This window comes from Curtobacterium sp. GD1, assembly GCF_020882855.1.
Taxonomy (GTDB): domain Bacteria; phylum Actinomycetota; class Actinomycetes; order Actinomycetales; family Microbacteriaceae; genus Curtobacterium.
Window position 1 is genome coordinate 107,449 of record NZ_JAFEVQ010000008.1, and the last position, 24,634, is coordinate 132,082.

At 71.9% G+C, this 24,634-nt stretch carries 23 protein-coding genes and 1 rRNA gene; 6 read left to right on the forward strand and 18 right to left on the reverse strand.

All coding sequences use genetic code 11. The annotated features are described in order from the left end of the window. Positions 1–47: 47 nt before the first annotated feature. On the forward strand, positions 48–1,064 hold the full coding sequence (locus tag JSX79_RS06375) for an LLM class flavin-dependent oxidoreductase (RefSeq protein ID WP_229085511.1): 1,017 nt from the start codon (positions 48–50) through the stop codon (positions 1,062–1,064). Positions 1,065–1,484: 420 nt separating this feature from the next. Here the strand turns inward: JSX79_RS06375 and JSX79_RS06380 are convergent, their stop codons facing one another. Further along, entirely contained in the window at positions 1,485–3,944 is a 2,460-nt protein-coding gene (locus tag JSX79_RS06380) for a glycoside hydrolase family 3 protein (protein WP_229085512.1), read from the reverse strand. A 46-nt stretch (positions 3,945–3,990) separates the two neighbouring features. Next, positions 3,991–5,259: an MFS transporter gene (locus JSX79_RS06385; protein WP_229085513.1), complete on the reverse strand. Its 1,269-nt coding sequence runs from the start codon at positions 5,257–5,259 to the stop codon at positions 3,991–3,993. Between the two features lie 133 nt (positions 5,260–5,392). Between JSX79_RS06385 and JSX79_RS06390 the strand changes: the two genes are divergently transcribed. After that, the gene (locus JSX79_RS06390; RefSeq protein ID WP_229085514.1) at positions 5,393–5,983 is read left to right on the forward strand and encodes a TetR/AcrR family transcriptional regulator; all 591 of its coding nucleotides are present in this window, start codon (positions 5,393–5,395) and stop codon (positions 5,981–5,983) included. A 103-nt stretch (positions 5,984–6,086) separates the two neighbouring features. Then, positions 6,087–6,950, forward strand: a complete 864-nt coding sequence (locus JSX79_RS06395; protein ID WP_070419385.1) for an NAD(P)-dependent oxidoreductase — start codon at positions 6,087–6,089, stop codon at positions 6,948–6,950. A gap of 3 nt (positions 6,951–6,953) precedes the next feature. Here the strand turns inward: JSX79_RS06395 and JSX79_RS06400 are convergent, their stop codons facing one another. Together JSX79_RS06400 and JSX79_RS06405 are read right to left on the reverse strand one after the other, a co-directional pair. Further along, the gene (locus JSX79_RS06400) at positions 6,954–8,630 is read right to left on the reverse strand and encodes a methyltransferase (RefSeq protein ID WP_374474976.1); all 1,677 of its coding nucleotides are present in this window, start codon (positions 8,628–8,630) and stop codon (positions 6,954–6,956) included. After that, positions 8,627–9,001: a helix-turn-helix transcriptional regulator gene (locus JSX79_RS06405; protein WP_070417905.1), complete on the reverse strand. Its 375-nt coding sequence runs from the start codon at positions 8,999–9,001 to the stop codon at positions 8,627–8,629. Before JSX79_RS06405 ends, JSX79_RS06400 begins: the two co-directional genes overlap by 4 nt. Positions 9,002–9,112: 111 nt before the next feature. On the opposite strand from JSX79_RS06405, the gene JSX79_RS06410 reads away from it, so the two are divergent. After that, positions 9,113–10,369, forward strand: a complete 1,257-nt coding sequence (locus JSX79_RS06410) for an MFS transporter (RefSeq protein ID WP_229085515.1) — start codon at positions 9,113–9,115, stop codon at positions 10,367–10,369. Positions 10,370–10,387: 18 nt separating this feature from the next. Here JSX79_RS06410 and JSX79_RS06415 read toward each other — a convergent pair whose 3' ends face one another. Beyond that, positions 10,388–10,831 (reverse strand): TIGR02611 family protein, encoded by a 444-nt coding sequence (locus JSX79_RS06415; RefSeq protein WP_070417903.1) that lies wholly within the window; start codon positions 10,829–10,831, stop codon positions 10,388–10,390. A gap of 130 nt (positions 10,832–10,961) precedes the next feature. Continuing rightward, on the reverse strand, positions 10,962–11,294 hold the full coding sequence (locus tag JSX79_RS06420) for a TraR/DksA C4-type zinc finger protein (RefSeq protein ID WP_229085516.1): 333 nt from the start codon (positions 11,292–11,294) through the stop codon (positions 10,962–10,964). 56 nt (positions 11,295–11,350) lie between these two features. Between JSX79_RS06420 and JSX79_RS06425 the strand changes: the two genes are divergently transcribed. After that, positions 11,351–12,382 (forward strand): LLM class flavin-dependent oxidoreductase, encoded by a 1,032-nt coding sequence (locus JSX79_RS06425; protein ID WP_267484136.1) that lies wholly within the window; start codon positions 11,351–11,353, stop codon positions 12,380–12,382. A 7-nt stretch (positions 12,383–12,389) separates the two neighbouring features. Here the strand turns inward: JSX79_RS06425 and JSX79_RS06430 are convergent, their stop codons facing one another. After that, a complete protein-coding gene (locus JSX79_RS06430) occupies positions 12,390–12,908 on the reverse strand; it encodes an ASCH domain-containing protein (RefSeq protein WP_229085517.1) in 519 nt (172 codons plus the stop codon). A gap of 91 nt (positions 12,909–12,999) precedes the next feature. Between JSX79_RS06430 and JSX79_RS06435 the strand changes: the two genes are divergently transcribed. Continuing rightward, positions 13,000–13,479: a DUF2510 domain-containing protein gene (locus JSX79_RS06435; protein WP_229085518.1), complete on the forward strand. Its 480-nt coding sequence runs from the start codon at positions 13,000–13,002 to the stop codon at positions 13,477–13,479. 51 nt (positions 13,480–13,530) lie between these two features. Here the strand turns inward: JSX79_RS06435 and JSX79_RS06440 are convergent, their stop codons facing one another. From JSX79_RS06440 to rrf, 11 genes are all read right to left on the reverse strand, one after another. Further along, positions 13,531–14,544, reverse strand: a complete 1,014-nt coding sequence (locus tag JSX79_RS06440; RefSeq protein ID WP_229085528.1) for a site-specific tyrosine recombinase XerD — start codon at positions 14,542–14,544, stop codon at positions 13,531–13,533. A 32-nt stretch (positions 14,545–14,576) separates the two neighbouring features. Then, positions 14,577–15,158, reverse strand: a complete 582-nt coding sequence (locus JSX79_RS06445; protein ID WP_229085519.1) for a DUF1349 domain-containing protein — start codon at positions 15,156–15,158, stop codon at positions 14,577–14,579. After that, positions 15,155–15,730: an NUDIX hydrolase gene (locus JSX79_RS06450; RefSeq protein ID WP_229085520.1), complete on the reverse strand. Its 576-nt coding sequence runs from the start codon at positions 15,728–15,730 to the stop codon at positions 15,155–15,157. The genes JSX79_RS06445 and JSX79_RS06450 overlap by 4 nt, the downstream gene beginning before the upstream one ends. Positions 15,731–15,825: 95 nt before the next feature. Continuing rightward, positions 15,826–17,541, reverse strand: coding sequence for a CTP synthase (locus JSX79_RS06455; protein WP_070417896.1), 1,716 nt, complete (start codon positions 17,539–17,541; stop codon positions 15,826–15,828). 173 nt (positions 17,542–17,714) lie between these two features. Continuing rightward, positions 17,715–19,409 (reverse strand): DNA repair protein RecN, encoded by a 1,695-nt coding sequence (gene recN, locus JSX79_RS06460; protein WP_229085521.1) that lies wholly within the window; start codon positions 19,407–19,409, stop codon positions 17,715–17,717. Further along, complete coding sequence (locus JSX79_RS06465; RefSeq protein ID WP_070417894.1) at positions 19,406–20,332, reverse strand: NAD kinase; 927 nt, start codon at positions 20,330–20,332, stop codon at positions 19,406–19,408. Before JSX79_RS06465 ends, recN begins: the two co-directional genes overlap by 4 nt. Continuing rightward, positions 20,329–21,174, reverse strand: a complete 846-nt coding sequence (locus tag JSX79_RS06470; protein WP_229085522.1) for a TlyA family RNA methyltransferase — start codon at positions 21,172–21,174, stop codon at positions 20,329–20,331. The genes JSX79_RS06465 and JSX79_RS06470 overlap by 4 nt, the downstream gene beginning before the upstream one ends. Beyond that, entirely contained in the window at positions 21,167–21,376 is a 210-nt protein-coding gene (locus JSX79_RS06475; RefSeq protein WP_139199341.1) for a hypothetical protein, read from the reverse strand. Before JSX79_RS06475 ends, JSX79_RS06470 begins: the two co-directional genes overlap by 8 nt. 10 nt (positions 21,377–21,386) lie before the next feature. Then, on the reverse strand, positions 21,387–22,364 hold the full coding sequence (locus JSX79_RS06480; protein ID WP_229085523.1) for an HAD-IIA family hydrolase: 978 nt from the start codon (positions 22,362–22,364) through the stop codon (positions 21,387–21,389). Positions 22,365–22,389: 25 nt separating this feature from the next. Continuing rightward, positions 22,390–23,130, reverse strand: a complete 741-nt coding sequence (locus JSX79_RS06485) for a hypothetical protein (protein ID WP_070417891.1) — start codon at positions 23,128–23,130, stop codon at positions 22,390–22,392. Between the two features lie 1,381 nt (positions 23,131–24,511). After that, positions 24,512–24,628: ribosomal RNA gene (gene rrf, locus JSX79_RS06490) — 5S ribosomal RNA — on the reverse strand. Positions 24,629–24,634 lie beyond the last annotated feature (6 nt).

The following is a 24,634-nucleotide window of genomic DNA, read 5'->3' on the forward strand; positions in this document are numbered from 1 at the left end:
AGACGCGACGGGAGGCGCGGCTCGATACGCGCGCATAGACTCACGCCGTGCGCGAACTCGGCTTCCTCTCCTTCGTCCCGAACCACGGCGGCACGGCCGGCGCCGCCGCTGCCCTCGAGGACGGCCTGCGGCTCTTCGAGACCGCCGAGTCGCTCGGGTACGGCACCGGGTGGGTCCGGGGCCGCCACTTCGAGCCGTTCCTGACCAGCCCGATGACCTTCTTCGCGGCCGCCGCCCAGCGCACCAGCACGATCGGCTTCGGCACCGCGGTCCTCGGCATGCGCTACGAGGACCCGATCCGCCTCGCCGAGGACGCCAGCACGGTCGACCTCCTCAGCGACGGCCGCGTGCAGCTCGGCATCTCGACCGGCATCGCGGGCTACGGCCCCATCCTCGACCCGGTGTTCGGCGCGTCCGACCGCAGCTTCCGCGACGAGGCCGAGGCGCGCGCGTCCCGCCTGCTCGAGGTGCTGCAGGGCGAGCCGCTCGGCACCGCTGGCAAGGGCTACGAGAGCATCCCGGCCGACGCCGACCTGACGCTGCAGCCCCTCAGCCCCGGACTCCGCGACCGCGTGTGGTGGGGCGGCGGCAGCATGGGCACCGCGGTGCGGACGGCCGAGAAGGGCCTGCTGCTGCACTGTTCGACCCTGAACACCGAGGACACCGGTGCGCCGTTCGCCGAGGCGCAGGCGGACCAGATCGCCGCGTACCGCGAGCGCTTCGCCCAGCTGCACCCCGACCGCACCCCGAAGGTCGCCGTCGGCCGGATCGTGGTCCCGCTGCTCGACGACCACGACCGTGCCGTGCACGAGGAGTTCCTCACCGGGTACGCGAGCGGCATGGACGACGAGGGGCGCCCGCTCTCGGGGAACCCGCCGTTCCGCTTCAGCAAGGTCGTCTCCGGCGAGCCGTCGGCCATCGTCGACGCGCTGCTCGCCGACCCGGCCGTGCGGTCGACCGACGAACTCGTGATCACCCTGCCCGCGAACGGTGACGCCGCGTCGCACGAGCGGATCCTGCGCATCGTCGCCGAGGACGTCGCACCGGCCGTCCGAGCCCGGTGATGCAGGGCATCCGGCGGGCCCGCACCAGGTGGTGGTGAGGCTCCCCGGGAGCCCGGCCGGATGACCATCTCGTCCCTGATCCGCACGGGATGGTGCACCCATCGTTCCACCTACCGAGTGGTTTGTCACACCGGATTGCGGTTCGTGGACCGAAAAAGTGACGTTCGTTCACTGGTTTCTCCCAGGCTGGCGGAAGTCAACCGGTTGGCACCTGCCCCGGACAAGCGAATGCGCCCCCGCGCGGACGCGGGGACGCATTCTGGACGCACCAGGGCCACCAGGGCTCCATCGGCCGGATCAGGAGACCGTGTCGCACGCATGGCGACCCAGTTCTCGGTGCGCGCGCCGACGGTAACCAGCCGCCTGGCGCAGATCGATGTTACTGAATGATCACGGCGTCAGCGCGGAAACCGGACGACTTCACGCGGATTGGATCGTCACGGTGCCGGATTCGTCCGACACCGATGCGCCGACGTGCAGCGTGAAGGTGCCGGACTCGTGGGCCCACGCACCGTCCCAGTGCGCGAACGCCCGGGCCGGCACCTCGATCGAGACCTCGGTGGACTCCCCCGCGTCGAGCCGCACGGGCGCGAAGCCGACGAGCCAGCGGACCGGACGGTCGACCGCCGAGGACTCCCGCGAGGCGTAGACCTGCACGACGTGCTTGCCGGCCCGGTCGCCCGTGTTCGCGACGGTCGCGGTGACGATGACCGCGTCGCCCTCGCGGACGGTCGGCGTCGCGGTGACGCCGTCGATCGTCCAGGTCGTGTAGCCGAGTCCGTGACCGAACGGGTACGCCGGCTCGGTGCCCGCGCGGAGCCAGGCCCGGTAGCCGATGTGCACGCCCTCGTCGTAGGACACCTTGCCGTCGACCGGGGTGACGTCCAGCACGGGCACGTCCGCCATCGCGACCGGCCAGGTGGTGGGCAGACGGCCGCCCGGCTCGCGAGCACCGGTGAGGACGTCGGCGAGCGCGTTGCCGTACTCCTGTCCGCCGAACCACGTGAGCAGGACCGCGGCGACGTCGTTCCGCCACGGCATCTCGACCGGCGAGCCGGCGTTCACGACGACCACGGTGTTCGGGTTCGCCGCGGCGACCGCGCGGACCAGGTCGTCCTGGTGACCGGGGAGCGCGAGCGACGAGCGGTCGTACCCCTCGGACTCGACCTTCGAGTTCGTGCCGACGACCACCACGGCGACGTCGGCGCCACGTGCGGCGGCCACGGCCGCGTCGATCAACACCGACGGGTCCTCGTCGCTCGGCTCGGTGCCGAACTGGTACGCGAGCACGCCGCCGAGGGTCTCGTCCTGGATGACGTCGTACTCGATGCGGATCGCGAGGTCCTGGCCGGCCGTCACCGACACGGGCACCGAGCGTGCCGGCGGGTTGAGGAACGCGGCGCCGAGCTGGTCGCCCTCGAAGGGGACGTCCTCGTCGAGCACGAGCTCGCCGTCGATCCACATGCGCGAGCGGCCCGCTGCACCGATGCCGATCCGGACCGTGCCGGTGGACGGCGCGGTGTAGGTCGTGGTGATGTCGAGCCGGTCGGCCTCGCGCGTGGGGGCGTCGCCGCCGAACCAGAACAGCGCGGTGGCACGGCGGTCCTCGACGTACAGCTCGGTCCCGTCGCGCACGAACGCGACGCGGGCGCCGGGCTCGCCGGTGCCGGGGTTGGTGATGGTGGACAGCGGGAACTCCGCGATGCCCTCCTGCACGACGGCACCGATCGCGTAGTCCACCGTGGCACCCGGGAACGCCGAACGGATCCCGTCGAGCGGCGAGACGACCTGCGACGGCACGACCGTGGCCGAGCCGCCGCCCTGCGTGCGGGCCTGGTCGGCGTTGTGGCCGATGACGGCGATGCGGGAGACGGCGGGCGCGTCGAGCGGCAGCACGCCGGTGTTGCGGACGAGGACGGTGCCCTCGGCCTCGGCCTCGCGGACGAACGCGACGCCGTCCTCGACGTGCACGGGCTGCGCGGCCACGGGCTCGAAGCCCTCGAGTGCGCCCACGCGGGCGGCGAGGGTGAGGATGCGGCGGACCTTGCGGTCGATCGCCTCGATCGGCACGTCGCCGGACTGCACGGCGGCGAGCAGCGGCCCCTCGCTCCACCACTGGTTCGGCCCGGGCATCGCGACGTCCTGGGACGCCTTCGCCGAGTCGACCGAGCGGACACCGGTCCAGTCGGAGACGACGATGCCGTCGAAGCCCCACTCGGAGTTCAGCGGCGTCTCGAGCAGCTCGTTCTCGGAGGCGGTGACGCCGTTGATCGAGTTGTACGACGACATGATCGCCCAGGCGTGCGCCTCGGTCACGGCCTTCTCGAACGCGAGCAGGTACAGCTCCCGCAGGGCACGGTCGGAGACCTCGGTCGACGCGGTGAAGCGGTCGGTCTCGTAGTCGTTCGCGATGTAGTGCTTCGGGGTCGCGGCGACGCCGTTCTCCTGCACGCCCTCGACGTACGACGCCGCCAGGTCGCCGGTGAGCACCGGGTCCTCGCTGAACGCCTCGAAGTGCCGGCCGCCGAGGGGGGAGCGGTGCAGGTTGATGGTCGGGCCGAGGACGACGTCGACGCCCTTGCGGCGGGCCTCGACGGCCGCTGCGGCGCCGTAGCGCTTCGCGATCGCGCGGTCCCACGACGCGCTCAGCGCCGTCGCGGACGGCAGGTTCAGCGACGGGTCACGCTCGTCCCAGACCTCACCGCGGACGCCCGACGGGCCGTCCGACATGAGGATGCGGCGCAGCCCGATCTTCTCGATCGGCCAGGTGGTCCAGAAGTCGCGCCCGGTCAGGAGCTGCACCTTCTCGTCGGTGGTCAGCTGGCCGACGAGCGCCTCGATGCGCTCGGCCGTACTGGAGGCAGTGGTCACGTCGTCCACGGTAGTCACGGTGGTCGGTCCTTTCGTTCAGAGCCAGAACAGGTGGTCAGCGCACGCCGCGGATGCGGGACACCGAGGCGATGCCGAGCAGTCCGACGACGGCGCCGGTGATGAAGAAGCCGCTGTACCCGCCGGTGAGGGCGATCACGCCGGGGGCGGAGGCGGGGACGATCGACTGCGGCAGGGCCTGCGCGATGTTCACCACGCCGAGGTCCTTCGCGTTGTCCTCGTCGGAGGGGAGCACGTCGGTGATGAGGGCGAGGTCGACGGCGTAGAAGACACCCATGCCGGCGCCCATCACGAACTCCCCGACGAGCACCATGCCGAGCGACGGCGCGAGGGCGATGAGCACGAGGCCCACCACGCCGACGACACCGGCCACGGCGACGAAGAGCTTGCGGCGGCCGAGCCTGTCGGACAGCCACCCGGCGACGAGCGACGTGAGGACGATCCCCACGACGTTCCACAGCGTGCCCTGGAACACCGCGTTCGCGACGTGCTCGGACTCGACGCCGATGTCGTCGCGCAGGAAGTAGGTCAGGTAGCTCACCGCGGTGTACTGCGCGGCGACCATGAGGAAGCGGGTCAGCCAGGCCCAGCCGAGGTCGGGGTGCTTCACCGGGTTGAACACGAACGACCCGAAGACCTGCCCGACGCTGAGCTTCGACGTCGGCCGGTTGGTGAGCACGCGGTCGCGGAACACGAGCGCGTAGAGCACGACGACGATCGACCCGATCGCGCCGGGGATGATCATCTGCGTCGCCGAGGTCGAGAAGAGCTGCACGAGGAACGTGCCGCCGACGAGCGCGAGGTTCTGGGAGAGCCCGAGCAGCGCCGCGACCCGGCCGCGCTGGGACCGCGTGACGTGGTCCGGCATGACGGCGGTCAGCGCCGCGATCGTGGCGTTGTAGGCGATCTGCGTGACGCCCCACGCGAGGACCAGCACGACGGTCGAGGTGGTCGTCGCGACGACCACGAGGCCCGCGAAGCCGACCACGGTGCCACCGATGATCCACGGACGACGCATGCCGAGCCTCCCGGCAGTCCGATCGCTGAAGCGACCGGCAAGGGGGTTGGCGACCATCGCGGCGAACGCGCCCACACCGAGTGCCAGGCCGAGTACGCCCGCCTGGTTGTCCGGCGCGATCTCGGCGACCTTCAGCGCCATGGCGACGAGCACCGGCGGCAGCAGCGCGATGTACAGGCCGAGCATCGCGATCGGCATGCCGAGCGTGTACATGAGCGGATTCCCCCGGCCGCGCGTGGGGGCGACGGCGGTCGGGGTGTCGTTGACGGTCAGGGCATCGTTGGCCACTGCAACCTCTTCTCGGGGACGCCGCCTGCGTCGGCGACTCGCACGCCTTCGTCGGCGGCTCGTGCCACCGTAACACCAAAACCAACCGGGGCTAGGTTTTCTGGGCGGTCGCCGAGAGCGGTACAGTCCTGCCATGGCACGACGGGGTTCGTACGCGAAGGGCATCGCGAAGCGCGAGGAGATCCTCACGACGGCGCTCGACCTCGTCGCGTCGCAGGGCTTCCGCCGCACGAGCATCAAGGACATCGCCGATGCCGTGGGGCTGACGCAGGCCGGGTTGCTGCACTACTTCGACTCGAAGGACGAGCTCTGGGTCGAGATCCTGCGGCGCCGCGACGAGATCGACCTGCAGCACGACTGGCACGCCCCGGACCCGGCAGCGCTGCTCGCCGCGATCGTGCGGCACAACGCCGAGGTCCCCGGCCTCGTGCAGATGTTCGTCAACCTCTCCGCCGCGGCCGCGACCGACCCGGAGCACCCGGCGCACGAGTACTTCCGCGAGCGCTACGAGCGCAGCCGCCGCGACCTGTCCGCCGACTTCCGCGCCATGCAGGAGGACGGACGACTCCGCGTCGACGTCGACGTCGAGGAACTGACGAGCGTGCTGCTCGCGGTCTCGGACGGCATGCAGATCCAGTGGCTGTTCGACCCGTCGCGCGACATGGCGCAACACGTCGAGCTCGTCGCACGGCTCGCGATCGCCCAGGTCGCCCCCACCGCCTGACCCCGGGCAACGGGGTACGGACAGGGCCTGGTCGGGTCAGGTCGCGCCGGGCAGGATGGAGCCAGCCCGCGAGGGCGACCCGACGACGATGTGGAGTGACGCGATGACGCGTGTAGTGGTGACCGGCGGCAGTGGGAAGCTCGGGCGAGCGGTGGTCCGCGACCTCGATGCGCACGGGTACGACGTGGTCCTGGTCGACCGCGTGCCCTTCCCCGACAAGCCCGAACGGGTGCAGTTCGTCCGCACCGACCTCACCGACCACGGCCAGGTGCTGAACGTCCTGCTCGGCGTCGACGACCGGTACGACCACGTCGACGCCGTGGTGCACCTCGCCGCGGTCCCCGCTCCGGGGCAGGTCCCCGACGTCGCGCTCATCACGAACAACGTGACGTCGTCGATCAACGTCTTCCACGCCGCTCGTGCCGCGAAGATCAAGAACCTGGTGTGGGCGTCGAGCGAGACCCTGCTCGGCATCCCGATGGGTGAGCACCACCCGCCGTACCTGCCCGTGGACGAGGAGTTCGCGGTGCGCCCGCAGTCGTCGTACTCGCTCGGCAAGGCCGTGGAGGAGGAGATGGCCCGCCACTTCACCCGCTGGGACCCGGAGCTGAAGATGATCGGTCTGCGGTTCTCGAACGTGATGGACGAGACCGACTACCCCGCGTTCCCCTGGGACGCCACCCCCGAGGCGAAGACGTTCAACCTCTGGTCGTACATCGACTCCCGCGACGGCGCCCAGGCCGTGCGCAAGGCCCTCGAGGCCGAGCTCACCGGGTTCGAGGCGTTCGTGATCGCGAGCCCGGACACCGTCATGGACACCCCGACGATCGAGCTCGTCGAGCGCTACGTGCCGGACATCGAGCGCCGCGCGGACATCGACGGCGTCAGCTCGCTGCTCTCGTCGGAGAAGGCCCGCGAGCTGCTGGGCTACGCCCCCGAGCACAGCTGGCGCGACCACCGCGCCTGATCGTCAGGCGGCCGGGACGAGCAGGCCGTCGAGCACCAGGTCGCGCGCCGCCGGCAGCAGGTCGGCGGCGAGCACCTGCTCGTCCACCCCGGTGATCTGCGCGAGGGCGCCGACGATCGCCGCCACCGACAGCTCCCCGTCGCAGGCCCCGACGAACGCGGCGAGCGCGGTGTCGGCGTCCACGCGGCGTCCGAGTCCGCCACCCTGCACGAGCGTCATCACGGTCGGGTCGTCGTTGCCCGGCCAGTAGAAGCGCTCCTCGGTGACGTCGCCGGCGACCGCGAGGTGGGCGGCGGCGAGCGCGACGTCGTCGTGCGCGGCGAGCCACGCGGCCGCGTCGAGGACCCGCGCCACCGTCGCGCCGAGACCCGCGGGGTTGGAGCCGAGCGTCTCGGGGACGCGCTCGAAGCGGCGGAGGTGCGCCGCGCCTCTCCCCACGGGCTCGGCCGCCACGTCGCTCCGCAGGCTCCGCGACGCGTCGGAACCGGCCCGCGTGGGCCCCGGCTGGGGCTTCCGGACCACGACGTACCCGAAGCCGACGCCGGTCACCCGACGGTCGGCGAAGTCGTCCAGCCAGGCGCCGACCAGCCGGTCGAACTCGGGCGTCCCGGGCTTCGTCCCGCCGTCCCGGATCCACGTCTCGGCGTAGGCGGTGGGGTCCTGCCGTTCCCGCTCGATGACCCAGGCGTCGAGCCCGAGCCCGTCGGAGTCGGCCCGCTCGAACCAGGACCGCACGCGGTCGAGGCCGTCCGTGCCCCAGTGGTACTCCCAGTTGCCGAGCAACTGCGCGGTCCCGCCGGGTTCGAGGTGGTCGCCGAGCCCGGTCAGGACGGTCTCGACGAGGGCGTCGCCGACCATGCCGCCGTCGCGGTACTCGTAGGCGGGGACGCCCTCGCTGCGTGGTGTGATGACGAACGGCGGGTTCGAGACGATGCGGTCGAAGCGCTCCCCCGCGACCGGGTCGAACAGGGAGCCGAAGCGGAACTCGATGCCGTCGATGCCGTTGAGCTGCGCGTTGAACCGGGCGATGTCGAGGGCCCGGCGCGAGATGTCGGTGGCGACGACCTCGTCGGCGAAGCGTCGGGCGTGCATCGCCTGGATGCCGCAGCCGGTGCCGAGGTCGAGCACGCGGCGGACGGGTACGGGGACCTGCAGGCCGGAGAGCGTCGTGGTGGCACCGCCGATGCCGAGGACGTGCTCCTCACCGAGAGCCGTGCCGAGTGCGAGTTCGCCGAGGTCCGAGACGATCCACCAGCTGCCGGCGCCGAGGTCGTCGACGAAGGCGTAGGGGCGGAGGTCCACGGTGGGAACGACGGAGTCGGCGTCGGCGTCGACGCGGACCAGACCGCTCGCTTCGACGGACTGCACGCCGGCGGACGGGAACGCTGCGTCAGCGTCGGCCCGGCGGACCGGGAGCCCGAGCACGAAGAGCGTCGCGAGGGTGCCGAGCGGTGTCGTGTCGCGGGCGGCGAGCGCCCGGAGCGCTGCGACGCGCGAACCGCGGTGGAGCGACGCGGCGGCCTCGGCACCCCACAGGGCGTCCACCCGCTCGACCGTGAACCCGGCGTCGGTCAGGTCTTGGCGCAGCGCGTCGGTGACGGCGGCCTCGGCGCCGATCGTCGGGAGCGTGTGCGGGGTCCGGGCGGACGCGGCGAAGTCGGCGGAGGCGGCGGCGTTCACGCGGCGCCCTCGGCGAGGTCCGTGCGCATGAGGGCCGCGGGGACCTCCCACGCGAACACGAGGTCGAGGAGCCCGGGGAACCGCTGCTCGACGTCCTCGATGCGGACGCGGCTCGACCGGGTGAGCCCCTCCTGGTGCTGCTCGAGGAGCCCGGCCTCGCGCAGGACGCGGAAGTGGTGGGTCAGCGTGGACTTCGGCCGGTCGATGCCGACCCAGCCGCAGCTGCGGATGCCACCGGCGGCGTCGACGAGGTAACGGTGCAGGATCGCGAGCCGGATCGGGTCGCTCAGGGCGTCCATCACGACCGGCAGGTCCATCTCGGCCACGGTCGGCTGCGGCAGGTGTTCGGGAGCATCCACGGTCGCGGGCATGGACGGGACGCTACCACCGTTCCGCTCGTAGTACGACTTGCGTCGTACAGCACGACTCGATACTGTACGACTCTCTTCGTACTGTCCCGCTCGCAACGGAAGGTGGCGCACATGGCGCAGTCAGCTCGCTCGGTCGCCGGGTTCTGGATCCTCGCGGCGATGCTCCTCGTGTCCGTCGCCTCGTCGGCGGTCCCCTCGCCGATCTACCCCGTGTACGCCGCGGAGTGGCACCTCACCCCGCTCATGCTCACCGGCGTGTTCGCCATCTACGTCGCGGGGCTGCTGGCCAGCCTGCTCGTCGCCGGGCGCCTGTCCGACCACGTCGGCCGCAAGCCCGTGCTCGTCGTCGGCGGCCTCGGCGTCGCGCTGTCCCTCGGGCTCTTCGCGGTCGCGGACGGTGTCGGCGCCCTGATCGTGGACCGCATCGTGCAGGGCGTCTCCGTCGGGCTGCTCATCGGCGCCCTCGGAGCGGCGCTCATCGACAACTCGCTCGAGCGCTTCCCCACCCTCGCCGGGGTGCTGAACGGCGTCATCCCGCCGATCGCCCTCGCGACCGGTGCCATGTCGAGCGGCGCCCTCGTGCAGTGGGGTCCCGCGCCCGAGCAGCTCGTGTACCTGCTCTTCGGCGCGCTGCTCGTCCTCATGGTGATCGCACTCGTCGTCGTCCCCGAGCGGGTCACCCCGCGACCGGGCGCCCTCCGCTCCCTGGCCCCCCGGATCAGCGTGCCCCGGTCCTCGCGGCGACTGTTCCGCAGCGTCGCCGGATCGCTCATCGCGAGCTGGGCCCTCGGCGGGATGTTCCTGTCGCTCGTCCCCTCGGCGCTCGGCGCGGTATTCGGCATCACGAACCACTTCGCCGCCGGTGCCCTGATCGCCGTCGTCACCGGGGTCGGCGCGCTGACCGGCCTCGCGACGCAGCGGATGGACGCCCGTCGTGCGGTCCTGATCGGCCTGGTCGCCCTCGTGCTCGGACCGATCGTCACGGTGGCGTTCGTGATGGCGCACTCCCTGCCCGGCCTCGTCGTGGGCAGTGCGATCGCAGGCGTGGGCTTCGGCGCCGGGTTCCAGGCACCGCTGCGGATGCTGCTCGCCACCGCGGCGCCGACGCACCGGGCGGGGCTGCTCTCCACGATCTACGTCGTGAGCTATCTGGCGTTCGGCGTGCCGGCCGTCGTCGGAGGGCTGCTCGAGCCGACCGTCGGGCTCGTGCCGGTCATCGCCGGGTACGGGGCGTTCATCGTCCTCGCCGCGGTCGTCGCCCTCGTGCTGCAGCTCGTGTCGCGGGACGCCGCCGCCGTCGAGGAGCAGGCCGCCGAGGTGCTCGAGCGCACCTGCACCGGCTCGGTCCGGGTGTCCCCCGCCGAGTAGGCGCGACCGGCGCGCGGCTCAGTGCCCGGGCCGCGCCCGCTTCGCGCCGCGCCCGCGCACCCCGACCGTCCGGGCAGCACCGGTGTGCGCCGCGTCGACGTCCGCCTTGCCGCGGTCGGCGGCGTTCCGGAGCCACTGCGGCCCGTGCGCCTTCGCCCAGTCCCAGAAGCGGTGCAGCTGGGCACGGAGCCACGTGATGATCCGGTGGAAGAAGTGGAACTCGCTCGCGAGGATCGTCAGCCCGATGAACACCACCAGCCACCCCGGCCCGGGCAGCGGCACGAGGATCAGCCCGATCACGACGACGAGCCCGCCGACGATCCCGACGAGCACCTTGTAGAAGAGGTGCAGGTGGGGACGCGCGTGGATCCAGGCGCGGACGTCGTGGAACCACTGGAACCGCCGGTGCGGCGTCTCGGCACGTTCGACCGCGTCGGTCCGGTCGTTCGGGTCGCCTTCCATGTGCCGCAATGTAGGGCGCGCGGCTGGGAAACCGCGGCGCGCGCGGTGGACGTGCGGTGCGTCCGTGACGGGAGGCGCGTGGCGGGGCCGACCCGCGCCTCCCGTCAGACGGTGCGGGCCAGGAGGCGCGTCACGCGTGCGCCACGCACGTCGCGGCCCACGGGACGGCGGCGAGGCGCGCCCCCGGGATCGGTTCCCCACCGACCGCACAGCGGCCGTAGGTCCCGGCGTCGAGCCGCGCGAGCGCGGCGTCCACCAACCGGATCCGCTCGCGGGCGTCGTCCCGCACGGCGCCGAGCGAGCCGCGCTCCCAGGCGAGGGTCGCGCCCTCGGGGTCGTGCTCGTCGTCGGAGTTGGCGTCCTGCCGGGCGTCGCTGACGTCCCGCATGCTCCGCTCGACGTCCGCGAGGAGGCGCTCGTTGCGCGCCCGCTCCGCGACCAGTGCCTGGCGAGGGTCGTCCATGCCGGACACCCTAGTCGGCCCGGAATGACGGTGCCGTCGGATGCGTTCGTATCGACATGACGAAGATCGGGTTCCTGTCGTTCGGACACTGGCGCGACGTGCCGGGGTCGAAGGTGCGCAGCGGTCGTGAGGCCCTGGTCCAGGCGATCGACCTCGCGGTCGCCGCCGAGGAGGCGGGCGTCGACGGCGCGTACTTCCGCGTCCACCACTTCGCACCCCAGCAGGCGGCGCCCTTCCCGTTGCTCTCCGCGATCGCAGCGAAGACCAGCCGCATCGAGATCGGGACCGGCGTCATCGACATGCGCTACGAGAACCCGCTGTACATGGCGGAGGAGGCGGCCGCGACCGACCTCATCTCCGGTGGTCGGCTGCAGCTCGGAGTTTCCCGGGGCTCACCCGAGACCGCCCTCGCCGGTTACCAGCAGTTCGGCTACGTGCCGGACGCGTCCGACGAGAACGGCGGGGACATGGCCCGCGCGCACACGTCGGTGTTCCGGCGGGCGATCGCCGGTGAACCGATGGCGAACGCGAACCCGCAGATGACCGGCTCGGTCGGGTCCCTGCCGATCTCGCCGCTCTCCGACTCGCTCGGCGACCGCATCTGGTGGGGCGCCGGCACCCGGGCGACCGCGGAGTGGACGGCCGAGCAAGGCATGAACCTCATGTCGTCGACCCTGCTCACCGAGGACACCGGTGTGCCGTTCGACGAGCTCCAGGCCGAGCAGATCGAACGCTTCCGTCGGGTCTGGGCCGAGTCCGGCTGGGAGCGGACCCCTCGGGTCTCGGTGTCCCGCAGCATCATCCCGATCATCGACGACGAGTCGCGGCACTACTTCGGTGTCCGGGCACAGGTCGAGGGCCAGGACCAGGTCGGGCACCTCGACGGCGGGCTCGCACGGTTCGGCCGGTCGTACATCGGATCCCCGGAGGACCTGGTGGCCGAGCTCGCGGCGGACCAGGCCGTGCGGGCTGCCGACACCGTGCTCGTCACGGTGCCGAACCAGCTCGGCGTCGAGTTCAACGCCCGGCTGCTCGCCTCGGTGAAGGACGTCATGCGCGAGGTGGACGCGGCGCCCGTCCCGGCGTGACGGGCGGTCAGGCGACGGCGGTCGGGTCCGGTGCGGGCGGGGTCGTCGCCGGTGCCGGCGGGGACGTCGCCGGTGCGGGCCAGACGAGCCGGAAGCGTTCGCACACGACCGGCATCCGCGGATCGAACCCGCGGGGGTCCTCCGAGTACGCGCGCCAGTACGCCTCGTGCACCCGGCGCCAGTGCGCGAGCGTCCGGTCGCCCTCCCCCTCGGCCCGGGCGTGGTCCGCATCGACCTCGTCGAAGGGGACGATCCGGACGCTCGTCGTCTCGACGACGGCCCGCGGTGCCCCGGCGGAGTCCGTGACGATGCCGATGTCCCAGACCTCCGGCACGCGGTCCCCGGACGCCTCGTAGTCCCAGAACGACGACGCCGTCCCGTCCTTCACCCCGCGCAGCACGAGGTCGAGCAGATCGTCCGCCTGCGCCGGCGTCGCGCCGAACGACCACGCCTCCGGCAGGGCCGTCGGCAACTCCGGTCGCTCGTCGCGCCGGTCACGCCAGAAGTCGTCGAGCGTCGAGGTCACCCGCTCGACGCTACTGCACGCGGGTGGTCCCCCTTCCTGCCGACACCCGGGCTGGGACTGTGGCCGCTTCCCGCACTCCCGTAGCGTCGACGTGCACCTTCCCACGCACCCCGAGGAGCACCCCGTGACGCTGCCGGCCGCCGGCTGGTTCCCCGATCCGCAGGACGCGAGCCGCCTGCGCTGGTGGGACGGGCGCGCCTGGGGAGCGGCGACACGGGTGCTGCCGAGCCGGACCGAGCCGATCGTCCCGGTGGTCGTCGCGCCCGTCGGACCGTCGTTCTCGGTGCAGCCGGCGGCGATCCGGACGCGTTCCTGGGCGTCCGGGGGCTCCGGCGTCCACCGGTTCAGTGCGTTCTCGACCCTGGCGGTGCTGCTCGCGGCGGCCTCCGTGGTGGTGAACCCCTGGGGAGCGAGCAGCGCGGCGGCGATCGTGGCGGGGCTGCTCGGCGTCGTGTGGCCCGGGGCGACCGGGGGCTGGCGGGTGCTGGCGCGGAGTGCTTCGGCGAGCGCCCTGGTCCTCGCGGTGGCGACGGCTGCCGTGGCGGCGTCCGCGCAGTTCCACGTGTTCTGACCTCGTGAGCAGGAATGGTCGGGTGCCGTCAGGCGACCCGACCGTTCCTGCTCACGAAGTACGCCGCGCCCGCGGGTGCGCCGTCTGGTACACGTCCCGCAGCATGTCCGCCGTCACCATCGTGTAGATCTGCGTCGTCGCCACGCTCGCGTGCCCGAGCAGCTCCTGCACGACCCGCACGTCCGCTCCCCCCTCGAGCAGGTGCGTCGCGAACGAGTGCCGGAACGTGTGCGGCGACACGTGCTCGGAGAGCTCCGCACGCTCCGCTGCCGCCTGGATCACGAGCCACGCACTCTGCCGTGACAGCCGTGCGCCCCGGGCGCCGAGGAACAGCGCCGGCGTCGACGCTCCCCGTGCCGCGAACACCGGCCGCGCCCGCACGAGGTACGCGTCGATCGCCGCCCGCGCGAAACTGCCGAGCGGCACCACCCGCTGCTTGTTGCCCTTGCCGGTGACCTTGACGACGGACAGCCCGTCGTCGAGGTCACCGGAGCCGTCGGACAGCGTCGTCACGTCGTCGACCGAGAGCCCGACGGCCTCCGAGATGCGCGCTCCCGTGGCGTAGAGGAGTTCGAGCAACGCCCGGTCCCGCAGGCCCACGAGGTCGTCGGCGGCACCGTCGGGCGACCCGGCGGACGCGGCCCCGAGCAACCGCTCCATGTCGTGCACGGAGATCGCCTTCGGCAGCCGCATCGGGGCCTTCGGCGGCCGCACGGATGCGCCGGGGTCGAGCTGGAGCCACCCCTCGCCGGCGGCGAACGCGGTGAACGACCGCACCGAGCTGAGCATGCGCGCCACCGACCTCGGCGCGAGCGGGCCGGACGGTCGGGTGGCGAGGTGCTCGACGAACCCCGCGAGGTCCGCGCGCGCGATCCTCCCGACGTCGTCGAGCACCGCCGATCCACCGGCACGGTCGGCGCCGTCCGACTCCACGATCGGAGCGGACGCGAGCCATTCCGCGAACGTCAGCAGGTCCCGCCGGTAGGCCGACAGCGTGTGCTGCGAGAGGCCCCGCTCGATCGCGATGTGCCGCAGGTACGTCTCCGTGGCACGTTCGAACGGGATCACCCCACGAGGCTAGCGCCGCTCGGGGAGCGTCAGTGCAGCGACCCGTCCGGCTCCCCCACGCGGAACCCGGTGAAGGCGACGGTCAGTCCCGGGCGGGACGGTGCCGCACAGAGCAGCCCCGCCGACACGGGGGCACCGGGGTCGAGGTACGCCACCCGCACGAGCCGCGGCGGCTCGTCGTCCGCCCACGCCCGGATCGTCACGGCATCGCCGTCGCGGCTGGCCCGGACCGTGACGACCCGCCCGGTCCACTCCGGCACGGGGGCCACTGACCAGTCCGACGCATCGCGGGTGACGACGGCTCCGACCTGGGGCGTCCCGTCGGCGAACTCGACGCCGGCCTTGATCCAGTTCCGCTCGTCGACCCGCAGGAACACCCCCGCCTGGTCGAACTGCTCCGTGTAGTCGAGCACGAACGACACCTCGACCGAGAACGCCCCGTCGACCGGGCGGAGCAGCGCGTGCTCGGAGTCGTGCACGAAGCCGTACGAGGTGGTGCGCCAGGCGTCACTGCCCTCGACGGCCGTCACCCGCAGGACGTCGCCGTCGAGCGTGGCCGCAGCGGGCTCGTGCGTCCACTGCCCCTGGTCGAGCAGCGCCGCGAGGCTCACGCCGCGCGCCGCTCGAGCGCGTCCACCGCGAGCACGGCCACGACGAGCCCGGAGTTGTGCAGCCGACCGTCGAGGATCGCCTCCACCAGCTCGGCCCGGGGCACCCACCGCTTCACGATGTCGGCCTCTTCCGCTTCGCGGTCGAACGCCGTCGCGGTCGCGCGCACCCCACGGGCGCGGTAGATCTGCAGGAACTCGTCGCTGCCGCCGGACGAGGTGTTGTAGGTGACGAGGGGCTCCCAGTCGTCGGCCTCGAGGTCGGCCTCCTCCGCCAGCTCGCGCTGTGCCGCGGTCAGGTGGTCCTCGCCCGCCATGTCGAGCAGCCCCGCCGGCAGCTCCCAGTCGCGCATCCGCACCGGGTGCCGGTACTGCTGGATGACGAGCACGCGGCCCTCGTCGTCCTCGGCGTAGACCGCGACGGCACCGGTGTGGTCGATGTACTCCCGGACCATCGTCTCGTCGTGGTACGCGATGCTGTCGCGGCGCACGTCCCAGACGGCGCCCTCGTACACGACGGTGGACTCGGTGACCTCGAACGAGGCGGGTTCGTCAGCGATGGGTGCGTCAGTCACGCGACCATCCTGGCACGCGCCTCCGACGCCACCCCATGGCAGACGGGAGGCGCGGTGCCAGCTGGCACCGCGCCTCCAGTCAGAGACCACTCGCGTTACGCGACCTGCTCCTCTTCCTGCGGGTCGAAGAGGCTCGACGCCTCGTGCCGCTCGATCGCGGCACCGACGAGCCCCGCGAACAGCGGGTGCGCGTCCGTCGGACGCGAGCGCAGCTCGGGGTGCGCCTGCGTGGCGATGTAGAACGGGTGCACCTCGCGCGGCAGCTCGACGTACTCCACCAGCGTGCCGTCGGGCGACGTGCCCGAGAACACCAGGCCGGCGTCCGCGATCTGCTCGCGGTACTTGTTGTTCACCTCGTAGCGGTGACGGTGCCGCTCGGACGCCTCGGGAGCCCCGTACAGCGACGCCGCGAGCGACCCCTCGGTGAACGTCGCCGGGTAGAGGCCGAGGCGCATCGTGCCGCCGAGGTCGCCGCCCGCGATGATGTCCACCTGCTCCGCCATGGTCGCGATGACCGGCGTCGAGGTCTCCGGGTCGAACTCGGTGCTCGACGCGTCGGTCAGACCGACCTCGTGGCGGGCGTACTCGATGACCATGCACTGCAGGCCGAGGCACAGGCCGAGCGTCGGGATGCCCTGCTCACGCGCGAACCGCAGTGCGCCGAGCTTGCCCTCGATGCCGCGCACGCCGAACCCACCGGGGATGCAGATGCCGTCGACGTCGCCGAGCTGCTTCGCCGCGCCCTCGGGCGTGGTGCAGTCGTCGGACACGACCCACTTCAGCGTGACCTTCGCGTCGTGCGCGAAGCCACCCGCACGGAGCGCCTCGGTGACCGACAGGTACGCGTCCGGCAGGTCGATGTACTTGCCGACCAGGGCGATCGTGACGTCCTTCTTCGGCTCGTGCACGGCACGCAGGACCGGGGTCCACGAGGTCCAGTCGACCGGCCCCGCCGCGAGCCCGAGCGCGTCGACGATGACCTGGTCGAGGCCCTGGTTGTTGAGCAGCGTCGGGAGGTCGTAGATCGACGGCACGTCCACCGCGTTCACCACGGCGTCCTCGTCGACGTCGCACATCAGCGCGATCTTCTTCTTGTTCGAATCCGACACCGGACGGTCGCTCCGCAGGACCAGCGCGTCCGGCTGGATGCCGATCGAGCGGAGTGCGGCCACCGAGTGCTGCGTCGGCTTCGTCTTCTGCTCACCCGAGGCGTTCATGAACGGGACGAGCGACACGTGCACGAAGAACACGTTGTTGCGGCCGAGCTCGTGGCGGACCTGCCGCGCCGACTCGATGAAGGGCTGGGACTCGATGTCGCCGACCGTGCCGCCGACCTCGGTGATGATGACGTCGGGCTGCGGGTCGTTCTGCGCCTGCTCGCGCATCCGACGCTTGATCTCGTCGGTGATGTGCGGGATGACCTGCACGGTGTCGCCGAGGTACTCGCCCCGACGCTCCTTCGCGATCACCGTCGAGTAGACCTGGCCGGTCGTGACGTTCGCGGACTGCGACAGGTTGATGTCGAGGAAGCGCTCGTAGTGCCCGATGTCGAGGTCCGTCTCCGCGCCGTCGTCGGTCACGAAGACCTCGCCGTGCTGGAACGGGTTCATGGTGCCCGGGTCCACGTTGAGGTACGGGTCGAGCTTCTGCATGACGACCTTGAGGCCGCGAGCCGTGAGGAGGTTGCCGAGGCTGGCCGCCGTCAGGCCCTTGCCGAGGGACGAGACGACCCCGCCGGTCACGAAGATCTGCTTCGTCACCTTCGGGGTCGCGTTCGAAGAATTGGTTCCGCCGCTGAGAGTGTCCGCCACGGGATTCCATCGTACGTCAGAACTGCCAGGAGGCGCGACCTCGGTTCGCCGTGGGCGTTGCGTCGGGCGTGTGGCCGGGTCTCCGGGCCGTGGTGGCGCCGCGCGGCCGGGTCCGCCGCACGGTGCGAGGCGGGCGCGAGCCGCGCCTCCTGGATCGGCGTGCGGCGACGCGATCAGGCCTTCTGGCCGGCGACGTCGAGCAGCTCGCGCGCGTGCTCCATGCCGCTGGCGCTGTCCCCGAGCCCGGACAGGAGCCGCGCCATCTCCTGCAGCCGGTCCTCGCCCTCGAGGCGACGGACGCTCGACGAGGTGACCGCCCCGCTGGCGCCCTTCACGACGTTGAGGTGGTTGTTCGCGAACGCCGCGACCTGCGCCAGGTGCGTCACGACGATGACCTGCGTGCGTTCCGCGAGCTTCGCCAGACGACGACCGATCTCGATGGCCGCCGCACCGCCGACGCCGGCGTCGACCTCGTCGAAGACGAACGTCGGCACCGTCGTGCTGCCCGCCATGACCACCTCGATCGCCAGCATGACGCGGGAGAGCTCGCCACCCGACGCACCCTTGCCGATCGGCCGGGGGTCGGTACCGGAATGCGGCTGCAGCAGGATCGACACCTGGTCGCGGCCGTGGCGCCGGTAGTCGCCCGCGTCCGAGACCTCGACCACGAGGGTCGCCCCGGCCATCGCGAGGGACTTCAGCTCGGCGGTGACGCGCTTGGCGAGGTCCTTCGCCGCCTTGGTCCGTGCCGTCGTCAGGGCCGCGGCGGCACCGGCGAGCGTCTGCTCGTCCTGCTCGACCGCCTGCTGCAGCGCCACGATGCGGTCGTCGTCGCCGTCCAGTTCGAGCAGCCGATCACTCGCGCGCTGCCCGTAGGCGATCACATCGTCGACGGTCTCACCGTACTTGCGCGTGAGGCCGGCGAGCAGGGCCCGCCGCTCGTTGATGAGTTCGAGGTCGTGGCCGGCGTCGGGTTCGAGCGAGCCGAGGTAGCTCGACAGGCTCGCGGAGGCCTCGGACGCCTGGATGCCGAGCTCCGTGAGCTGCTCGAGCACGGGCTGCAGTTCGGCGTCGGACGCAGCGACCCGCTCGATCGCCCGGCGAGCGGACTCGACGAGGCCCACGACGTCCTGCACGCCGTCGAGCGACTCGCTCGAGAGGGCTTCGTGCGCGAGGCCCGCGGACAACCGGAGTTCTTCGAGGTTCCCCAAGCGCTCGGCACGGTCGGCCAGCTCGACGTCTTCGCCGGGCTGCGGATCCGCCGCTTCGATCTCGTCGGACGCCGCGCGGATGCGTTCGGCCTCGGTCACCCGGTCGTCACGGTCACGGGTGAGGGTCTCGAGCTCACCGGTGTGCTGCTGCCAGGTGTCGTAGGCCCGCACGTACGCCGCGAGGACCTTCTCGAGCGCCGGACCGCCGAAGCCGTCGAGTGCGGCACGCTGCGCGGTCGCCGAGGTCAGCCGGATCTGGTCCGACTGTCCGTGCACGGTGACCAGCTGGTCCGCGAGCTCGCCGAGCACCGCGACGGGAGCACTGCGACCGCCGACGGTCGCGCGGCTGCGACCTTCGGCGGAGACCGTGCGCGTCAGGATGAGCTCGCCGTCCTCGACGGTGCCACCGGCGTCCTCGACACGTTCGGCGACGGCGTCGTGCTCGGGCACGTGCCAGCGCCCCTCGACCACGGCGGTCGACGCGCCGCGGCGGACGGACCCCGCGTCGGCACGGGCGCCGAGGAGCAGCCCGAGCGCGGTCACGATCATCGTCTTGCCCGCACCGGTCTCACCGGTCACCACGGTGAAGCCGGGGCCGAGCTCGAGGGTGGTCTCGCCGATGACCCCGAGGTCGGAGATGGAGATCTCCTCGATCACAGGGTGTCCTCGTCGTCCTGCTGCGGGCCGCGCCACCCGGCGACCGGGAGCTGGAACTTCGCCACGAGCCGATCGGTGAACGGTGCGTCCTTGAGGCGGGCCACACGCACCGGGTCCGGCGAGCGCCGGACCTCGACGCGGGCACCCGGAGGGAGGTCGTGCGTGCGTCGACCGTCGCACCACAGGACGCCGACACCGCTCGTACGACGCAGCACCTCGATCGCGAGGGTGCAGTCCGGGCCGACCACGATCGGCCGCGCGAAGAGGGCGTGGGCGCTCAGCGGCACCATGAGGAGCGCGTCGACGTCGGGCCAGACGATCGGCCCGCCCCCGGAGAACGAGTAGGCCGTGGAACCGGTCGGGGTCGACACGACCACACCGTCGCAGCCGAACGAGGACAGCGGGCGGCCGTCGACCTCGGTCACGACCTCGAGCATGCGTTCCCGGGAGGCCTTCTCGATGGTCGCCTCGTTGAGCGCCCAGGACGAGTAGACGACCTCGTTGCCGACGACGACGTCCACCTGCAGGGTGACGCGTTCCTCGACGTGGTACTCGCCGGACAGGGCTCGTTCGACGGTCGCCCGGAGCCCGTCCCGCTCGCTCTCGGCGAGGAACCCGACGTGTCCGAGGTTGACGCCGACGATCGGGGCGCCCGTCCCGCGCACGAGCTCGGCCGCGCGGAGGATCGTGCCGTCGCCACCGAGCACGATGACGATCTCGAGCTGGTCGGCCTGGACGTCGACGCCGAGGATGTCGACCTGCCCGACCGAGGCTTCAGCGCGGCGGATGTCGGCGTACTCGTCGAACGGCATGACCGGGACGAGACCGGCGGCGTGCAGGAGGTCACAGACCTCGACCGCAGCGTCGATCGAGTCGCGGCGGCCCGTGTGGGACACCAGGAGGATGTGCCGGTCGTCGCTCATGCCGTCCCTTCCGTCAGTTCGGTCGCCCGGACGATCCATTCTGTCGGATTGGTACCGACATCCCGCTGGAAACGCGCCAGGTACTCGTGGTTGCCGTGCGTGCCGACGATCGGCGACGCCGCGAGCCCCGAGGTGCCCAGACCGAGGTCCCACGCTGCCCAGAGGACGTTCATGAGCGCGTCGTTCCGGAGCGCCGGGTCACGGACGATGCCCTCTCGGACACCGCCGCGGCCGACCTCGAACTGCGGCTTCACGAGCAGGACGAAGTCGTCGGCGGGGACGGACTCGACCAGCGCCGGCAGGACGAGCCGGAGCGAGATGAACGACAGGTCCCCCACCACGAGGCTCGTCTCGGCCGCGGCGGGGTCGAGCGCGAGGTAGGCCTCGGCCGTGAGGTTGCGCGCGTTCGTGCCCTCGACGACGGCGACACGGGAGTCGAGCGCCACCAGGGGGTCGAGCTGCCCGTGCCCGACGTCGAGCGCCACCACGCGTCGTGCGCCGCGGCTCAGGAGCACCTGGGTGAACCCTCCGGTGCTCGCACCGACGTCGAGCGCGACTCGGTCCGACGGATCGACGCCGAACGTGTCGAGTGCGCCGAGGAGCTTCAGCGCAGCACGCGACACCCATTCGTCCGCACCGGCGACGTGGATCGGGGCCGACGGCCGCACCGGCGCCGACGGCTTGACGATCGCGGTGCCGGCGACGGTCACGCGGCCGTCCTGGATCAGTTTCGACGCTGCCGTGCGGGACTTCGCGAGCCCGCGGGAAGCGAGGAGGGCATCGAGCCGGACGGGCCGTTCGTCCTGCAGTGTCTCGTCGCCGTTGCCGTGCTCGTCAGGCACTCGTGCTGCCGCCGCTCTCGAGACGGGTCCGCAGTTCGTCGTGCAGCGCGGAGAACGCATCGGCGCGCTCGGCCAGCGGCAGCGATTCGGCCGCGGCGGTGCGCTGCCCGAAGTCGTCCGTCACGGCATGGTCGTCCGTCCGCACCTGGTCCGGGTCGCCCGGGCGGGCGTCGCGCTCGGGGTCCCGCTCGTCGTTCGACACCTCGGTCACGCTACTCGCCGCCGTACAGCTTCGGGTCGACGTCGAGCCCGTAGATCGCGAGCCCGGACTCCCAGATGAGGGCGGTCCCGGCGCGGAGCAGGTCGATCGCGTCGCCGTCGTCGAGCACCCGCACGACGTGGCCGCGCATCGCCACCGTGACGGCACCGACCGTGGCGTAGCGGGTACCGTCCGGGTCTTCCCGCCGGATGGTCACCGGGTAGGGCTCGGACAGGCCACGGAGGTCGCCGAGGATGTACGTGGGACGCGACCGCTGGTCGGCCGCGAGCACCTGCTTGGCCTTGTCGATCCCGGTGAGGACGAGGACGCTGGCGATGCCGGCGTCGTTCGCGCCCTTGATGTCCGTGTCGAGGCGGTCGCCGATGAACAACGGGTGCTCACCACCGAAGCGCGCGAGGGCTGCGTCGAAGATCGGCCGCTCGGGCTTGCCGGCGACCACGGGCATCCGACCGACGGCCTGGTGCACGGCGGACACGAGCGTGCCGTTGCCGGGCGCGATGCCGCGCTCGACCGGGATCGACCAATCCATGTTCGTCGCGACCCACGGCACGTCCGGGTCGGCCAGGGCGAAGGACGCCTCGGCGAGGTGGGTCCACCCGAGGTCCGGGGAGAACCCCTGGATGACCGCGGCCGGCGAGTCCTCGGCGCTGGACGTCACGGTGAAGCCTGCTGCCTCGACGATGCTGGTCAGCCCCAGACCACCCGTGACGAGCACCGTCGCGCCCGCCGGGACGAGCGTCTCGAGCAGCCGGACGCCCGCCTGCGACGAGGTCACCACGTCGTCCTCGGACACTTCGAGCCCGTACCGCTCGAGGTGCTCCGCGACGTCGACTGGTCGGCGCGATGCGTTGTTCGTGATGTAGCCGACGCGGGCGGTCAGGGAGGCGCGGGTCAGCGCCTCGACCGCGTGCGGAATCGCGTTGCGGCCGCGGTACACGACCCCGTCGAGGTCGGTGAGGACGACGTCCACACCGTCCGTCGGCGGCTTCGGCGCGTCAGTCGGCTGCGGACCCGTCGACGTCGGAGGGGTTGTCGTCGTCGATCTCGCCGGGCTCGTCTCCGGCCGGTTCGTCGTCGTCGGGCTCGTCACCGAGGGGCTCGTCGGCGAGCTCGGCGTCGGGCTCGTCGTCGACGGCTCCGGCGAGCTCGTCTGCGGGTCCTTCGACTTCGAGCGTTTCCTCGACCACATCAACTGTCTCCCAAGCGTTCTCGTCGGCGACCTCGGCCAGGGCCGCTGCCGCACGATCGACACGGGCCCACCACTCGTCGGCCTCGTCCTGACGGCCGAGCTCCTCGAGCGTGGCCGCGTAAGCACTGTAGAGCGCCGGGGACCAGCTGTAGGCAGTGGACGGGTCGAGCTGTGGAATCTCCAGCTCGCCGAGTGCGGCTGTGGGATTCCCGAGGTCGAGGCGCGCACCGGACATGGCGATGGCGAGCTCGACCTGCACGGCCGTGTCCAGCGCCGCGCGGTCGACCGACCGGCCGAGCTCGAGCGCCCGCTCGGGACGGCCGAGACCACGCTCGCAGTCGACCATCATCGGCAGCTGGTCGTTCCGGCCGGAGATGCGTCGGTAGGTCCGGAGCTCTCGCAGCGCCGTCGCGAAGTCACCGAGGCGGTACGCCGTGATGGCCGCCGTCTCACGGACGACGCCGACCCGGCCGGCTCGGCGAGCCGCGCTCAGTGCGTGCTGGTTCGCGGTCTCGGGGTCCTCGTCGACCAGGAGTGCCGCGGCCACGAGGTGACGGGCGACCCAGTCGGCGTTGTCCTTGCTGAGCGTCTTGAGCTCCGCCCGGGCGACCTTGTCGAGATCGCGTGCCTGGATGTCCTCAGGGATCTCCGGGTCCTCGTGGCGGGGGCGGATCGACTTGGTGCCGTAGGGGTCGCGGTCCTCCCAGTCGTCCCGCGAGGCCTCACCGAACCGCGCACCGGCGTGACGGCTGCCGTCGCCGAAGCGCTGACGATCGTCGCGGCCGCCGCGGTCACGGTCCTGGCCGCCGCGGAACGGACGGTCCCCGTCACGACGGGGTCGGTCGCCATCACGAGCCGGACGGTCCGACCGGAACGGACGATCCCCATCACGACGGGGTCGGTCGCCATCACGAGCGGGACGGTCCGAGCGGAACGGACGGTCACCATCACGAGCGGGACGGTCCGAGCGGAACGGGCGGTCGCCATCACGAGCCGGACGGTCCGACCGGAACGAACGGTCACCATCACGACGCGGACGGTCGGCACCCCCACGGAACGGACGGTCGCCATCACGAGCCGGACGGTCCGACCGGAACGAACGGTCACCATCACGAGCCGGACGGTCCGACCGGAACGGACGGTCGCCATCGCGAGCCGGACGGTCCGACCGGAACGAACGGTCACCATCACGACGCGGACGGTCATCGCCACCACGGAACGGACGGTCCCCGTCACGACGGGGACGATCCCCATCGCGAGCCGGACGGTCCGACCGGAACGGACGGTCGCCATCACGACGAGGACGGTCGGAACCCCCACGGAACGGGCGATCCCCGTCACGAGCAGGACGATCCGAGCTGCGCGGACCGTCACCACGAGGAGGACGACTCGAGTCGTCACGGTCACCACGCCAGGCGGGCCGCCGGCCACCATCGCGGAACGGACGATCGCCGTCCCGGTAGGAGCGCGCCCCGTCACGGGACGAACCAGCATCCCGAGCAGGACGATCCCCATCGCGCCGGGGAGCGTCGCGCCGGGGAGCATCGCGCCGGTCGCCCTCGCGGCGCTCGAAGTCGCGCGGCCCGGACGACCAACGGTTCCCACCGTCGCGCCGAGGGGAACGGTCGCCATCGCGACCTCGTCGGTCTCCACGATCGCCGTCGTTCCGCCGCTGATCGTCGTCGTTCGCCACCGTTGCTCCTCATTGCGTGCCCGAGCGCTCGCCCAGGCCATCGTCCGCTGTGTCGTTGTGTGTGTCGGCGCCGCACTGTCCCGCCCGTACGCGCGTACCCAGTCCATCACGAACGAGCGCACGAGTCGAGCGAGGTGCGGCAGAAACAGAAGTAGCCACCGGCCTCCCGAGAACGAGGGTCTCCCCTACGAGTTCTCGATGGAGGGCCGATGGCCACATCTTCTTACTAAATTGAGTCCGGCGGCGTCCTACTCTCCCACAAGGTCCCCCTTGCAGTACCATCGGCGCTGAGAGGCTTAGCTTCCGGGTTCGGAATGTGACCGGGCGTTTCCCTCTCGCTATGACCACCGGAACACCT

Coding starts and splice junctions, on each gene's coding strand:
- JSX79_RS06420 (WP_229085516.1), bottom strand. CDS start 11,294: ATGGACGACCCTCGCCAGGCACTGGTCGCGGAGCGGGCGCGCAACGAG.
- JSX79_RS06465 (WP_070417894.1), bottom strand. CDS start 20,332: ATGAGCGACGACCGGCACATCCTCCTGGTGTCCCACACGGGCCGCCGC.
- JSX79_RS06425 (WP_267484136.1), top strand. CDS start 11,351: ATGACGAAGATCGGGTTCCTGTCGTTCGGACACTGGCGCGACGTGCCG.
- JSX79_RS06410 (WP_229085515.1), top strand. CDS start 9,113: ATGGCGCAGTCAGCTCGCTCGGTCGCCGGGTTCTGGATCCTCGCGGCG.
- JSX79_RS06395 (WP_070419385.1), top strand. CDS start 6,087: ATGACGCGTGTAGTGGTGACCGGCGGCAGTGGGAAGCTCGGGCGAGCG.
- JSX79_RS06405 (WP_070417905.1), bottom strand. CDS start 9,001: ATGCCCGCGACCGTGGATGCTCCCGAACACCTGCCGCAGCCGACCGTG.
- JSX79_RS06390 (WP_229085514.1), top strand. CDS start 5,393: ATGGCACGACGGGGTTCGTACGCGAAGGGCATCGCGAAGCGCGAGGAG.
- JSX79_RS06415 (WP_070417903.1), bottom strand. CDS start 10,831: ATGGAAGGCGACCCGAACGACCGGACCGACGCGGTCGAACGTGCCGAG.